This is a genomic window from Actinoplanes sp. ATCC 53533 (genome assembly GCF_003947245.1).
Map to the genome: position 1 here is coordinate 1 of NZ_QHHV01000080.1, position 14,461 is coordinate 14,461.

Below are 14,461 nucleotides of genomic sequence, written 5' to 3' on the forward strand. Positions count from 1 at the left end.
CCTGACCCTGCCGCGCAGTTCGGGGCCGAGCCGGCTTCGACCTGCTCCGAGGTGTCCACAACCAGCCGCTGGGCAAGGCAAGGAGACCATCGGCCAGGATCAGCAGAGTGACGACACCGTCATTGCGCCGCTTCGACGCGATCGAGGCCCGGCTCCGCTGAGCCGCTGAATGAACCTAGGCCGCCTCGATGAGATCCGCCAGGTCAACGCCTGCGTCCGCGAGGAGGCGCTGCAGGGTGCCAATCGTCAGGCCCTCGACCACGTTGTCGCCGTGGATCAGCCGGTACCACTCGGTCCGGCTTCGCGGCTGCCGGTAGACCTCGACACGCCACTCCCGGTCAGGCGTCTGCATCACCCGCCAGACGCTACCTGCGAACAAACCAGCAGGTCAGAGGCCCGAGCGAACTACTCCGGTGTAATTCGGATCGAGGCACACCGCTCCGCACCACGGTCGAGGTGATCACGATGACCACATCCGGTCCCGCACCCACATCGCCCCAGACCCGCTATCCATGGCGCCACCGTTCGCACGTCGCCGCCGCGGCGGTCGGCGCGCTGCCACTCATCACGATCGTGGCCGGACGGCCGCCATCACCAGCTGTGATCAATTCGCCACACTTGCCCGCATGCAGCCGAGCCATGACGGCCTCATGCTCAAGCGCACCAGGCCCCCGAGCAAACCCATACCTCCGCCAAATAGGCACATCATTTCTCTACCGTTAACGGATGTGCCTTCTTACGCATCATGATCGATAGACCGGGGGCCTGCCGATCTTTTGTCGTTGACCGTCCGGGTGGAACCGAACGACTATCGGGTATCCGTCGCATCGGCGTCCGCAGTGGTCCGCGAGGCCTACATTCCTGACAGCGGCCTCGTGCCGAAGTCGAGGAGCAACGCGGATGGAGCGGTCCGGGCACGATCAAACGCGCAGGGTCAGCAGGAGGAAGTTGATACTTCTTTCCCTTTTGCTGGTCCTGCTATTGCCGCTGCTCGCATACTGTCTCACCAATTCCGGCGGCGACGACGGTTCGCCGACGCCAGCGTTTCCAGCCGAGTCACCCGGCGGATCGACCGCAACTGCCGGATCGACCGGCAGCACACCCGGGACAGCCCCCACCACGAGCGCTGATGTCGATGTTTACAAAGCACGATGCCGTGAGATGGCCGGCGAGATGGTCGCGGCGCGAGTTATCTACGACCCGCGCTTGACGATGAGGGTCGGCGAGCCCACCCGAGTGGATGCCGTTGTGACATTCAACAGGAGCATAGCTCCGTCGGTAGCCCTTCCAGGCCACGGCGATGCGACCGCCCAGGCCCTCGGCGTTACCTGTCAGGTGCACGCCCGCCTCCGCGGTGCGCCCATAGACTTCGACATAGACCGACGCGACTGGGAGCAACAGGCTCTGTTCGAAAACCGCACCGCACGCTGGAACTGGTCGGTCGTCCCCAAATCTGCCGGCAACCACAAGGAACTGATCATCGACCTGAAGCCCGTCGTCGTGCTCCCAAATCAATCGACGCTCAATGTCGCAGACCCGCAATTCGTTACCGAGTCGTTTATCGCCGACGTCACTGTGGCGCCCGCCGTGATCCCCGCCGGCAAACGGATCGAATCCTGGATAGACCGAGCCGGAAAGCTCCTGCAGAGTGTGGTTGTTATTCTGAGCGCCGCAGCGGGAATCTTCACCTACATTGGGGGAAAGGCCTTGTGGCGCAGGCGAAGGGGTGCAGGCAACGAGAGAACGGAGATATCGGAACTGAAGACCATCGACCCCGCGACGGTTCTTGAAGAATTGCGTACGCTGCGGGTCTCGCGAGGCTTGGATGCGGGACGGGTAGCGCAGAGACTCGGCATCCCACGCACCGCGCTCGATGCCCTGGAGGACGGCAGGAAAGTACCGACCCTTCGCAACGTGTACGACTACGCCGCCGCGCTCGATATCGACCTCTTGCTCCGCCCTCGCCCCGGCTCGGGATCCGGGGCGTCGACGGGCGCAGATGCGCGGGAGCCTCACTAGGGGCGCGGCAGCCTGATCCGCTGCCTCGCCACTGAGAGTGTCCGCTTCGGTCAGCGCCCCGGACGCTACATCCAGTCACCCGCAGCGTTTGTTGCTGGAATAGAAGAAGCCCAGGTCATCTGACCTGGGCTTTCTCATGGAGCCGCCTGACGGAATCGAACCGTCGACCTACGCATTACGAGTGCGTCGCTCTAGCCGACTGAGCTAAGGCGGCAACGATCGTTGAGTCTACTGCATCGGTCGCCATGCTCCTGAGCGGGTCCGCGCGGCGCGCCGGCAGTGGACGCCGGGTGTCATACCCCAGGGCTACTCTGCCTTTCGTGAACGACCAACAGCCGCCCCGGCGGCATCGCCGGCGGTCCGCCGAGGCCGAGCCCTCCGTGGCGCAGCGGCCGGTGAGCATGGATCCGCAGCAGCTCGGTTTCACCCCGCAGCGGCCGGTCGGCTGGCTCGCGCCCCTCCTGCTGCTCAACACCGGCTTGCGCACCCTGATGGCGGTTCTCTTCGGGGCCTATCTCGACAAGCGTGAGCTGCAAAACGCACTGGCCGGCGACTCCTTCCAGCAGCCGGGCACCGACGGCGAGCTGTGGTTCGACTACGTCGCCGACCTGGGCGACGGCTTCCACGCGACCTACTCGGTGGCATACCTGTTGGCGCAGCCGCAGCTCGAGGTCGACGGCCGGGTGCTGCCTCGCGGCCAGATGCTGCTCATGGGTGGCGACCAGGTCTATCCGGTCGCCAACGGCGAAGGCTACGAAAACAGAATGAAAGGGCCATACCGCGCGGCCCTACCGGAGGCGCCGGCCGACGGACCGCGACCCACGCTTTTCGCGCTGCCGGGCAACCACGACTGGTACGACGGCCTGACCGCCTTCCTTCGCCTGTTCGCGCGCCGCAAGGACGGGCACATCGGTGGGTGGCGCACGCAGCAGCGCCGCTCCTATTTCGCTGTCGAGTTGCCCGCGAGGTGGTGGCTGTTCGCGATCGACGAGCAGTTCGGCGCCTACATCGACGACCCGCAGCTGCTCTACTTCGAGAAGGCCGCGCGCGATCTCGGCCCCGACGACCGGGTCATTCTGATGACTCCATCGCCGACCTGGGTTAAATCGGCAAAAAAGCCCGAGGCGTACGACGCCGTCGACTACTTCATCCGCACCATCCTCGCGCCGACCGGGGCGCAGGTTCGGCTGCTCGTCTCCGGCGACCTGCACCACTACGCGCGCTACACCGGCGAGGACCGCGAGTTGATCACTTGCGGGGGCGGCGGTGCCTATCTGCTGGGCACTCACCAGTTGCCGAAGCAGCTCACCGTGCCGGCGAAGGAGACGCTCACCCGCAACGCCAGCCGCAGCCGGGAATATTCGCTGGCGTCGCGCTTCCCGAGCGCCGCGCAGTCCCGGCGGATGAGCTGGGGCGTGTTCGGGCGGGTCCCGATGCGAAATCCCGGCTTCGCGACGCTGCTCGGCCTGGTCCACACGCTGACCATGCTGGCGATGGCCGGCGCGGCCAGTCAGGGCGGCAACATCCAGCGCCTGTTCAGCATCCCGCTGGTCATCATGCTGGTGCTGATCCTGACCGGGGCGGTGATGTTCGCCCAGCCGCCGGGCGCCAGCTCCGACAAGCATGCGCGCCACTGGATCCTGGGCCTGACCCACGGTTTCGCCCAGATAGCGCTCGCGGTCGGTGGCACCTGGGTGTGGCTGCAGTTCTCGTTCCGCGACTGGGCCTGGCCCGGGCCGCTCGCGGTGGCTGCGGTGATCTACGGACCGCTGATCGCGTTGCTGGCCACTCAGTTACTGGCCCTCTATCTGCTGATCGCGAGCTTCTTCGACGTCAACGTCAACGAGTTGTTCGCCGGCCAGGGCATCGAGGACGCCAAAAGCTTCCTGCGCCTGCATATCTCCGCCGACGGCACGCTGACCGTGCACCCGATCGGCATCGACAAAATCTGCCGACAGTGGGCCGCCGACCCGAACGGCGCCCCGGACAGCTCCTGGCTTCGCCCCGAGAAGCCCTTGCTGACCCACCTGATCGAGCAGCCCATCGTCGTGGACGGCCCAGCGACTCCTACCCCACCCTCAGACCTGGCCGCACCCGGCTCCGCCGTGCTGTAGGCGACAGTCGGTAAGACACAGCGCTCGGCCGATCCCGCAGACCGATCCGCTCAGGGCCTAGTGACGGAGCGGTCGACGGGGTGCGGGCTCGCCTGCACCACCCGCGGTGCAGCCTGACACGGTCGACGGGGGTTGAGGCTCGCCTGCACCACCGACGGTGTCTGACACGGTCGCCGCAGGCCCCGCGTCGATCAGGAGTATTGCTCGTCGTGGGCCTGGCGGGGCGCACAGACGGACGCCCGGCTGCAGGAGCAGCGGGAGCCGTCCGCGTCCATCCGCACCACCACCGCGTCCTTCGGGACGCTGTGGGCCACCACCCTGCCGTCGCCTTCCGGGGTGGTCACGCGGGTGCCCACCGCCGGCGCCGACGCCTGGAATTTCTGGTACAGCGGGTGCTCGTACTTCAGGCAGCACATCAGCCGGCCGCACGCGCCCGAGATGCGCAGGGGATTCAGCGGGAGGTCCTGGTCCTTGGCCATCCGGATCGTCACCGGCTCGAAGTCCGTCAGGAACGTGGCGCAGCACAGGTCACGACCGCACGAGCCGATGCCGCCCTGGACGCGGGCCGAGTCTCGGGCCGAGAGCTGGCGCAGCTCCACCCGGCAGTGCAGGGTCGCGCCCAGGTCGCGGACCAGGGACCGGAAGTCCACCCGGTGTGGCGCCGTGAAGTAGATCGTGGTGCGGGCGCCGCCCGTGCCGGGCTGCTCCAGGACGTGATCCACCGCCACGACCTTCATCGGCAGCTCGTGCGCCTTGATCAGCTTTTTGGCCGCGACCTTCGCCTCGGCCTTGCGCTTGCGCAGCACCTCGTCTCGGCGCAGGTCGCGGTCGTCCGCGAGGCCGGCGACCTTGGGGAAACCGTCCGTGTCCTCGCTGACCCATTGAGCCGCCCAGACGCACTCCGCGACCTCGGGCCCGTCGTCGGTCGGCACCAGCACGCGGTCGCCCACCTGCGGCGAGAACTCGCCCGGATCGAGGTAGTAGAGACGGCCGTACCGGTTGAAGCTGACCGCGCACAGCATGCCCATCACCACACCCTACGGCGACGGACCGGCGGTGCGAAATAGTGCAGAACTACATAGATCAGCGCAACCCCTGGCATTGACTCTCGTTGGGCCATCCCGTAGACGCCGCTCGCTGCGGTGATCCTTGGGGGAGGAACCTTTCATGATGCCCGCCGTGCCAGCACGGGTTGATCTTGTGACACCCGCCGAGCCCGACCAGGGCGTTCCGGGCACCGCCCGGGCCCGGCTCCAGGCCGCCGCGCTCGGCGTGGTCGCGGCCCTGCTCGTACCACTGCCCGTGCACGCCGCTCCGGCACCCTGCGAGCAGGCCTTGCGCTACGCCGCCCAGTCCGGGGCCGGGCTGATGCGGATCGGCAACCTGGACCTCGGCCCGGCCGGCCGCGACGAAAAATCGATCAAGGATGTCGGCGTCGGCGACGCGAAGTCGGCCCTGGTGGCGCAGTCGGCGATCAACGCCGCCGCGCTCGGCCGGGTGCTCGACGGTGGCCCGGCCGACCGCAAAGGGCTAGCCGAGGTCTTCCAGCAGACAGCTCCGCCGACCCACCAGAAGCCCAAACAGCGCAGGCACGATGCCACCAAGATCGGCCCGTTCAGCCTCGGCGCCAGCAAGCTGACCGTGCACGCCCGGTGGGAGCCCGGGATGGCCTGCGGGAACGCCGAGGGCGAGGCGACCCGGGCGGAGGCCGAACTGCGCCGAACCGGGGTGCTTGACGACGGCGACGCCGCGCTGCTCCACGTGCCCGGAAAGATCTCCAGCCTGAGCACGACGGCGATGGAGCGGCGCGGCCCGGCCGCCCGGGCTGTCGCCGCGGCCTCCCTGGCCGGCGACAAGATCGAGCTGCTCGGCGGGGCCGTCACGGTCAAGGTCGTGCAGCCACCGTCGCTGCTGGCCACGATGTCGGCCGCGGACGGCGGCGAGGTCCGCTACCAGCCGGCGGTGCTCGAGGTATCCGGTGCGGGCTTCAAGACCGCACGGCTGGACACGGCCGGCGACAACGTCGAGTTCCACCTGGACGAAAACGGTAGCCCGGCACCGGACCCGGACCGCGCCGCCGCAGGCCAGCTCGACGCAGCGCGGACAGGCACCGACGGCGACGGCAACGACCGGGCAGGCGCAGATGCCGACAGCCAGGCGGGCGCCAAAGCCGCACGCACAGGCCTCGCCGGCAAGACAGGCGCAGGCGGCGAAGGCAAAACAGCCGCCGGCAAGACGGGCACGGGCAGCCAAGGCAAGACAGCCCCCGGCACAAACGGCCAGAGCAAGTCAGACGCGAGCAAAGCAGGCGCGGATAGCAAAGGCAGAACAGGCGCTGACAAAGCAGACGCGGGCAAAGCAGGCGTAGACGGCCAAGGCAAGTCAGATGCGGGCGAGGCAGGTAAAGCAGGCGCAGGCAGCGAAGACGCGGGCAAACCAGCCGCCGGCAACGGCAGCGGAACGAGCGGCAACAGCGCCGGCAGCAGTAGCGGCAGCAGTGGCGCTGGGGAACCGGAGGACGGCCTGTTCGCGGGCCTGCCGGAGATCGGCACGCTCGGGTCATCCACGCCGCTTCCGCTGCCCAGCCTGCCCGGCGTCCCGCCGCTCGGCGCCGAGCCCGGCACCGAGGGCGCACCAGCCGCCGGTCCGGGCACGACCGTCAGGGTCTCGCTGGGCGACGTGCGCCAGGCCGTCTCCGGCCACGCTATCGCCGCGAAGGCGACCGCGATGAAGATCGCGATCACCAAGAGACCGGACCGGACCGCGTACGGGGACAGCGCCCCCAACCGCAGCGGCACAGTCCTGGACTTCGACATGGGACTGCTCGAGGTGGCCGCCGTGGCCCCCGAACCAACCGGCGGGGTGTCCAGCGCGGTCGGCGGCGACGGTGGCGGCCTTCCGATCACCGGTCCGCGCTTGGACGTGCTGGCGTTGACCGGCGTCGCCCTGCTGATCGCCGGCGCGGCGGCCCTCATCTTCGGTCTGCGCGGCCGTTCCCGCCCCTGAGCTCACAGGAGCCGCGCTCGGAACGAGCTATCCGAGCGCGGCGCCGGCACCGCCCGGCGAAATCCCCGGCAGCCGCTGGCGGCGGAAGTCAGCGGAACGAGGCCAAGGGTGCCGATCGGTGCAGGAGCTCCGAGCCCATCTCGTAGCTGTCCGCGACCGCCATCAGCACCTGCGCGCCGACCTCCGCTGCCGCCTGCTGCTCCCTGGCCGCTGCGAGATCCACCTTCGCCCCGGCCAGGGTCACCGCCTCTGTCGAGGCGAGCACGTCGGCCAGGGCGCCCGCCACCGAGTCGCGGGCCGAGCGCATCCAGTTCACCAGCGCGTCCGCCAGCTCCGCCGATGCCCGCAACCGTTCGTCCAGGCCGTCCGGCCCGCCGCTGAGGTGGTCCGCCGCCCGGCGCCGAGCCGCGTCGTACGCGTCGGCCGCCGCACCCGTCCACTCGCCCGGCGCCGGCAGCGATGCGGCGAGCACCGCATAGGCCCGCGCGTCCGCGCGCAGCTCGGGCGCCGCCTCCACCAGCTCATCGGGGCGCAGCGCCGCCACCGCCCGGGCCGCGTCGCCCGGCAGCAGCCGCACCCGGCGGAGCGCCTCCCAGACCCGGTGCTCCGGCGGCGCGCCGGCCGTGGCGAGGATGTCGTCGACGCGGCGCAGCAGCGGCCCGGCCGTGGCTATGACGCGGTCCAGCCGGTCCATCACATTCCCCGGCGGATTCGACGGTCGGCCTCGTTGTCTGTCTCGGTGTATGCCTTGCCGGTCAGCCGGACGTCCGCCGCGATCGTGGTCAGCCGCGCCGCCGCGGCGGCCGCTTCCCGGGATCGGGCCGCGAGCACTTCGCGCCAGCGGTCGTGCAGCTGACGGCCCAGCCGGCCCGGGACGCCCTCATCGTCGGCGCCGAAGGCTCCCGGCGAGCAGGCGTGGGCGGACAGCGACCGGTCCACCGTGATCAAGGCGTCCGCGGCGGACTCCAGGCGCTCGGCCAGCTCTTCCATCTCAGCGCTCTCCCAGCGATCGGAACGCCCCGAACACCTCGTCGTGCAGCTTTTCCCGGGCCCAGCGGGCCGCTTCCGCCGCGGTTGTCACCACCGCCTGCACCTCGCGGGCCAGCTCGGCCGCCGTGCGATGCTGCAGGCTGCCGCGGATGCGCACGTCGGTGATCTCGCCCGCCGCGGTGACCAGCACCTCGATCGAGTCGTCCGGCGAGTGCACGGACACCAGGTGGCCGGCGACCGCCTTCTCGAACTCGGCCCGCAGCACGTCGAGGCGGCGGTAGCGCTCGATCGCCTCGTCGATCCATGCCTCGTCGATCTCGCGGGGCATCAGCAGGCTCCTTACCGGGAGTACCGCCTCGGTTGCTTTACGGCACCGGAACCGTACCCGTTTCCCGCACCCCCGCGCAGCCCCAGTCGCGTCCCCTGTGGATTACCCGCGCCAGAGATTGAGCATCATCGCCTCGACGGCGATCCTCGGCTTGACGTTCTGCTCGATGGCATCGCGACATGCCACCACGGCCTCCAGCCGGCGCAGCGTGCTTTCCGGCGTCCACTTGCCCGCTGCGGCAGCCGACTGCTCCGCGGTGTCGGTGTGCACCACCTCGACGGGCGCTTTCAGGCCCGTCACCAGCACGTCGCGGTAGAAGCCGGCCAGGTCCACCAGCGCCCGGTCCAGCGCGTCGCGCTGCGAGCGGGTCGTGCGGGACTTTTGCCGTTTCTCCAGCTCTTTGATCTGGCCGGCGGCGCCACGCATCGCGCCCGCCGCGCCCCGGCCCGTGCCGCCGGCGCCCAGCGCCTGCTCCAGCGCCGCGCGTTCCGTGGTGTCGTTTTCGGCGAACGCGGTGGCCGCCTCCGCCTCCGCGGCCTCGATCAGCGCGGACGCCGCGTCGAAGCAGGCGCCGACGCTGGACAGCCGGCGCGGCACCGCCAGCACAGCCTCGCGCCGGCCGCGGGCCTCCGGGTCGTTCGCCAGCCGCTTGGCGCGGCCGACGTGCCCCTGCGCGGCCGCCGCGGCCCAGGCCGCCACGTCCGGCGCGATGCCGTCCCGGCGGACCAGGACCTCGGCCACGGCCTCGGCGGGCGGCTGCCGCAACGGTACGACCCGGCACCGCGAGCGGATGGTCACCGAGATGTCGTCCGGGTGCGTCGACGGGGTGCAGAGCAGAAACACGGTGCGCGGCGGAGGCTCCTCGATGGCCTTGAGCAGCGCGTTGCCGGCCGCCTCGGTGAGCCGGTCGGCGTCCTCGATCACCACGGCCTGCCACCGGCCACCGGACGGGGCCGTGCCGGCGCGCAGCACCAGCGCGCGCATCTCGTTGACGCCGATCGAGAGCCCTTCCGGCACGACGAAGCGCACGTCGGCGTGGGTGGCACCGAGCGCGGTGTGGCAGCCGTGACACTCGCCGCAGCCGACGCCGTCGCGCTCGCACTGCAGGGCGGCGGCGAGCGCGCGGGCCGCGACCGAGCGACCCGATCCCGGCGGACCGGTGAAGATCCAGGCGTGCGTCATGGCACCGTTCCCGGCGCCCGCCCCGACCCCGCCGGCCACGATCCGGGCGGCGGCCGCGGCGGCCCGGCGCAGCGTCTCAACGGCCTCGTCCTGCCCGACCAGGTCGGCGAACACACTCATGGCGTCGATTCTCGCTCGCTCACGGCTGCTTGCCCACCTGCGGCCCGCTCGTCGGCGTCTCATCTTCCGCGGGAGGCGGCACGACCATCGTCGCGTTCGGGTCGTCGGCTGCGGGAGGCGGCACGACCACCGTCGCGCCAGCATCGTCGGCTGCGGGAGGCGGCACGACCACCGTCGCGTTCGGGTCGTCGGAAGCCGCCCTGGGCAGAGCCACGGTCGCATCGGCCGGCGGAATCGCCATCGTCGCATTGGGATCACCCGACGGCGGGATGGCCATCGTCGCACTGGGATCACCCGACGGCGGAATCGCCATCGTCGCACTGGGATCACCCGACGACGGAATCGCCATCGTCGCGTCCGAGCCGGCGGGTGCGGTCGCCGGGCGGACCACCATGGTGTCGTCCGGCCCAGCGCCGGGACGGATCACCATGGTGTCGTTCGGGGAGTCCGCCGAGGCAGGGCGCACCACGACAGTGTCGTCCGGTCCGGCAGCCGGCCGGACCACGATCGTCTCGTCCGAGCCGCTCGTGGCCACCGCGCCCGACCCGGTCCGGATCACCACGGTCTCGTCCGGTCCGGCGTGCGGGGAGAGCAGGTCCGGCGCGTTCAGGTCCGGCCCCGGCGGTGTGGTCACCGACGCCGGTTCCGGGTGGTTGTCGTCGCCCTCGGTGAGCATCGCGTTGAGCCGGGTCGCGACCGCGTTCGCGATCTCCTCGGCCGGGCGTGCCGCGTCCAGCACCAGATAGCGCTTCGGGTCCGCCGAGGCCAGGTCCAGGAACGCGTACCGGACCCGCTCGTGGAAGGAGCGGGACTCGCTCTCCAGCCGGTCGGCGCCGAGGCCGCGGCTGCCCACCCGGCCGAGGCCCACCTGCGGGTCGACGTCGAGCAGGACCACCAGGTCGGGCTTGAGGCCGCCGGTCGCCCAGGACGACAGCCAGGAGATCTCCTGGACCGGCAGCGTGCGGCCGGCTCCCTGGTACGCCAGCGACGAGTCGACGTACCGGTCGCTGATCACCACCGCGCCGCGGCCCAGCGCCGGCCGGACCACCGTGGCCACGTGATGCGCCCGGTCCGCGGCGTAGAGCAGCGCCTCGGCGCGCGGCGACGGCGCGTCGGCGCCCTCGCCGTTCGACAGGACCAGGCTGCGGATCCGGGCGCCCATGTCGGTCGCGCCCGGCTCGCGGGTCACCACGACGTCGTGCCCGGCCTCGTTCAGCGCCTCCGACAGGCGGGTGACCTGCGTCGACTTGCCCGCGCCCTCGCCGCCCTCGAAGACCACGAAGATGCCCTGCCGGGTGAAGTCCTCGCCCGGCGACAGCGGGCGGCCGCGGATCGAGCTCCACAGGTCGGCCAGGACCGGCACGCCCCGCTTGTCGTCCATCTGGCGGAACGCGCTGATCCCGGTCCAGACGCCGATGGCGCCGGCGACCAGCAGCAGGATGCGCGTGGAGGAGATGTCGATGGAGAGGCTGCCGGCCGAGACCGTACGGGAACTGCCCAGGCCGACCAGGAGACCGGCCAGCGAGATCGCCAGCAGCAGCACGAGCCGGGCGCCGATCTGCACGACGGCGAACACCCGGCCGCGGACCTCGTCGTTGACCTGGCCGCCGAGCAGGGTGACGCCCGCCAGGAACGCCATGCCGGCGCCCGCGCCCACGAACAGCGCGCCGAACAGCGCCATGGACAGGTGGAACGCCACCGACAGGAAGCTGACCGCGCCGCTGGCGAGCACGATGCTCATGCCGAACCAGCGGCGGCGGGACAACTCCTTGACGATCATCGGGCCGAGGCCGATGCCGATCGCCAGGCCCATGAAGAGGGTGGCGAAGAGCAGGTAGAACGCGGCGTCGCCGGCGCCGAGCGAGGCGGTGAAGAAGCGGGCCGTGCCGATGACGATGCCGGCGCCCGCGAACGCGCCGAAGATGCCGAGCACCAGGCCGCGGACGAACGGGGTGCCGCCGATGTACTTCCAGCCCTCGACGAACTGCCGGTACATGGAGGTCTCGGCGTTCTTCTCCTTGCGTTCCCGGTGGCCCTCGCTGATCTCCTTGATGCCGAAGAAGACGACAGCGGCGGTGGCGGCCCGGGAGAAGGCGTTGATCCAGAGCGCGATCTGCACCGGCTCGGCCCAGTCGGGCAGGCCGCCGATCGGGCCGCGGACCACGCCGTCGAGGGCGGCGAGGGCCAGCGCGGCCAGGATCGGGGTGATGCCGTACGTGGTGATCAGCGTGAGCTGGTTGGAGACCTCGAGCCGGCCCTTGGGGATCAGGTTCGGGACCGCGGCCTCTTTCGCCGGGATCCACAGCAGGGTGATGGTCTCGCCGATGAAGGTGGCGATGACCGCCCAGGTGACCGTGAGACCGCCGGAGTCGCTGAACAGGGCGACGACCGGGATCGAGCCGTACACGAAGAAGCGCGCGATGTCGCAGATGACCATGGTGTAGCGCCGGTCGAACCGGTCGGCCATCACGCCCGCTACCGGCCCGAGCAGCAGCGCCGGGAGCAGCCGGATCGCGATCGTGCTGCTGAACGCGCTGCCCTGGGCCACGCTGCCGGTGACCTGCTGGGAGGCGAACAGCGCGGTGGCCAGGGTGCCGATCCAGTCGCCGAACGAGGCCACGCTGAGCACGAGCCAGAGCCGCCGGAACGGGCGGATCCGCAGGACGGCACGCAGGGCAGCGGCCCCGGATAGATCTACCGGGCCGGTCTCTTTGCGCGCCGAGCTCGTTTCGGTGTCGATGGCCCTACCTCCCCGTGGTCACTGCTCGAAGCACTCTAACGGGCGTACCCAGCTCACCGTGGCTGCGCCCGTTCGGGTAACGCATTCATGAAGGTGTTTCACATATGGCCGTGAGCAGATAAGTTGCACGCGTGATGGCCGAACGCACCGCGTTACAGAACCGACTCGACCGCGCGACCAGCGGGTTGGAGACGCCGGTCGCCGTTGTCGACCTGGCCGCCTTCGACGCCAACGCCGCCGCGCTGTCGGTCCTCGCGGCCGGCAAACCCATCCGGGTCGCCAGCAAGTCGGTGCGCGTGCGGGCCCTCCTCGAACGCGCACTCGCCCGTCCCGGCTGGTCCGGCGTGCTGGCATACACGCTGCCGGAGGCGATCTGGCTGGTCCGCAGTGGTGTCACGGACGACGTGCTGGTGGCGTACCCCTGTGTGGACCGCACCGCGATCGCCGAGCTCGCCGCTGATCCGCGGCTGGCCGCCGCGATCGCGATCATGGTCGACGATCTCGCCCACCTGGACCTGGTCGACGCCGTCGTGGCGCCGGACCGGCGGCCGGACGTGCGGGTCTGCCTGGAGCTCGACGCCGCCTGGCGGCCCGCCGGGCCGCTGCACATCGGCGTCCGGCGCTCACCCGTCCACTCCGCGGCCCAGGCCGGCGCCCTCGCCGCCCGGCTGGTCAAGCGGCCGGGCTTCCGGCTCGTCGGGATGATGGCCTACGAGGCCCAGATCGCCGGTCTCGGCGACGCCCCGCCCGGACAGGCCCTGCTGGGCCGCGGGATCCGGCTGATGCAAAGCCGGTCGCTGCCGGAACTGCTGCGCCGCCGGATGGCCGCGGTCCGGGCCGTCCGCGAGCACGTCGACCTGGAATTCGTGAACGGCGGCGGCACCGGCAGCGTGGCCGCGACCGCCGCCGACCCGGCGGTCACCGAGATCGCGGCCGGCTCCGGACTGCTGGGTCCGACGCTGTTCGACGGCTACCGCAGCTGGCAGCCGACGCCGGCGGCGTTCTTCGCGCTGTCCGTCGTCCGCCGCCCGTCGCCGAAGATCGCCACCGTGCTCGGCGGCGGCTGGATCGCCTCCGGCCCCACCGGGCCGTCCCGCCAGCCCACCCCTTGGCTGCCCGAGGGCCTGAGCTTCCGGGGTGAGGAGGGCGCCGGTGAGGTGCAGACACCCCTGACCGGCGCCGCGGCCGGTAACCTGCGGCCGGGCGACCGGGTGTGGTTCCGTCACGCCAAGGCCGGCGAGCTGTGTGAGCACGTCAACGAGGTGCACCTCGTCGACGGCGACACGGCGGCGCCGACCCCGACGTACCGGGGAGAGGGGTATGCGTTCCTCGGCTAACTCACGCGGGCACGTGGCGGTGCAGATATTCCCTGATCAGCGCCTTGGCCTCGGTCAGCACCGCCTCGTCGCCGGCCACGTCGCGCCGGAACGCCAGCTTGATCAGCGCGTCAGCCGACTCCACCGCGATGAGCAGGGCGAAGCGCAGCCGCGCCCGGTCCATCAGCTGGAACTGCTCCACCAGCAACTCGGCGAGCCGGTCGGCGATGACCGCGTTGTTGTCCCGCTCGGCGTCGAGCAGGTGCAGGTCCACCACGTCACCGAAGTGCAGGGTCCGGAAGCCCGGCACGCTGCGGTGCATGTGAATGTAGGCGTCTATCGCCGCATCCACGCCGTCCCACCAGTGGGCGAACGTCTCGCTGGCGAAGCGCGCCGACAGCGACTGCAGGTATCCGTCCATGTTTCGCATGGCGAGGGCCTGGACGATGGCCCGTTTGTCGGGGAAGAACTGGTAGACCGAGCCGATGGCAACCTCGGCCCGCTCCGCGAGCAGGGTCGTGGTCAGGCCCTCGTACCCGACCTCGTCCACCAGCTCCGCGCAGGCGTCGAGCATGCGCTGGACCCGGGCAACGCTTCTGCCCTGCACCGGAACCCGCCGCAGCGGTCCGGTGGTGACGGTTGGTGT

11 protein-coding genes, 1 tRNA gene and 1 pseudogene are annotated in these 14,461 nt (G+C 70.7%); 4 read left to right on the forward strand and 9 right to left on the reverse strand.

The window, feature by feature from the left end; translation table 11 throughout:
• Nucleotides 1-175: 175 nt before the first annotated feature.
• Nucleotides 176-355 (reverse strand): hypothetical protein, encoded by a 180-nt coding sequence (locus tag DMB66_RS25595; protein WP_125806670.1) that lies wholly within the window; start codon nucleotides 353-355, stop codon nucleotides 176-178.
• 545 nt (nucleotides 356-900) lie between these two features.
• On the opposite strand from DMB66_RS25595, the gene DMB66_RS25600 reads away from it, so the two are divergent.
• Nucleotides 901-2,019 carry a helix-turn-helix transcriptional regulator gene (locus DMB66_RS25600; protein ID WP_125806671.1) on the forward strand — a complete coding sequence of 373 codons (1,119 nt, stop codon included), beginning with the start codon at nucleotides 901-903 and terminating at the stop codon, nucleotides 2,017-2,019.
• Nucleotides 2,020-2,156: 137 nt separating this feature from the next.
• Here DMB66_RS25600 and DMB66_RS25605 read toward each other — a convergent pair.
• Nucleotides 2,157-2,233, reverse strand: a tRNA-Thr gene (locus DMB66_RS25605).
• Nucleotides 2,234-2,339: 106 nt separating this feature from the next.
• Here DMB66_RS25605 and DMB66_RS25610 point away from each other — a divergent pair.
• On the forward strand, nucleotides 2,340-4,133 hold the full coding sequence (locus tag DMB66_RS25610) for a metallophosphoesterase (RefSeq protein WP_370319169.1): 1,794 nt from the start codon (nucleotides 2,340-2,342) through the stop codon (nucleotides 4,131-4,133).
• A gap of 191 nt (nucleotides 4,134-4,324) precedes the next feature.
• Here the strand turns inward: DMB66_RS25610 and DMB66_RS25615 are convergent, their stop codons facing one another.
• The gene (locus tag DMB66_RS25615) at nucleotides 4,325-5,161 is read right to left on the reverse strand and encodes a regulatory iron-sulfur-containing complex subunit RicT (protein WP_125806673.1); all 837 of its coding nucleotides are present in this window, start codon (nucleotides 5,159-5,161) and stop codon (nucleotides 4,325-4,327) included.
• 151 nt (nucleotides 5,162-5,312) lie between these two features.
• Here DMB66_RS25615 and DMB66_RS25620 point away from each other — a divergent pair, with 151 nt between their 5' ends.
• Nucleotides 5,313-7,139, forward strand: a complete 1,827-nt coding sequence (locus DMB66_RS25620) for a hypothetical protein (RefSeq protein WP_125806674.1) — start codon at nucleotides 5,313-5,315, stop codon at nucleotides 7,137-7,139.
• Between the two features lie 88 nt (nucleotides 7,140-7,227).
• Here DMB66_RS25620 and DMB66_RS25625 read toward each other — a convergent pair whose 3' ends face one another.
• From DMB66_RS25625 to tmk, 5 genes and pseudogenes are all read right to left on the reverse strand, one after another.
• Nucleotides 7,228-7,833, reverse strand: a complete 606-nt coding sequence (locus DMB66_RS25625; protein ID WP_125806675.1) for a hypothetical protein — start codon at nucleotides 7,831-7,833, stop codon at nucleotides 7,228-7,230.
• Nucleotides 7,833-8,129, reverse strand: a complete 297-nt coding sequence (locus DMB66_RS25630; protein WP_125806676.1) for a hypothetical protein — start codon at nucleotides 8,127-8,129, stop codon at nucleotides 7,833-7,835. The genes DMB66_RS25625 and DMB66_RS25630 overlap by 1 nt, the downstream gene beginning before the upstream one ends.
• Nucleotide 8,130: 1 nt before the next feature.
• Nucleotides 8,131-8,457: a YbaB/EbfC family nucleoid-associated protein gene (locus tag DMB66_RS25635; RefSeq protein ID WP_125806677.1), complete on the reverse strand. Its 327-nt coding sequence runs from the start codon at nucleotides 8,455-8,457 to the stop codon at nucleotides 8,131-8,133.
• 102 nt (nucleotides 8,458-8,559) lie between these two features.
• Entirely contained in the window at nucleotides 8,560-9,759 is a 1,200-nt protein-coding gene (locus DMB66_RS25640) for a DNA polymerase III subunit delta' (protein WP_125806678.1), read from the reverse strand.
• A gap of 586 nt (nucleotides 9,760-10,345) precedes the next feature.
• Nucleotides 10,346-12,415 (reverse strand): annotated as a pseudogene (gene tmk, locus DMB66_RS25645) (dTMP kinase); the annotation flags it as partial.
• Between the two features lie 218 nt (nucleotides 12,416-12,633).
• On the opposite strand from tmk, the gene DMB66_RS25650 reads away from it, so the two are divergent.
• Nucleotides 12,634-13,836 carry an amino acid deaminase/aldolase gene (locus DMB66_RS25650; RefSeq protein ID WP_370319173.1) on the forward strand — a complete coding sequence of 401 codons (1,203 nt, stop codon included), beginning with the start codon at nucleotides 12,634-12,636 and terminating at the stop codon, nucleotides 13,834-13,836.
• Nucleotide 13,837: 1 nt separating this feature from the next.
• On the opposite strand, the gene DMB66_RS25655 is transcribed toward DMB66_RS25650, so the two are convergent.
• The coding region (locus tag DMB66_RS25655) for a TetR family transcriptional regulator (protein ID WP_233624835.1) at nucleotides 13,838-14,461 on the reverse strand (624 nt) is incomplete at its 5' end.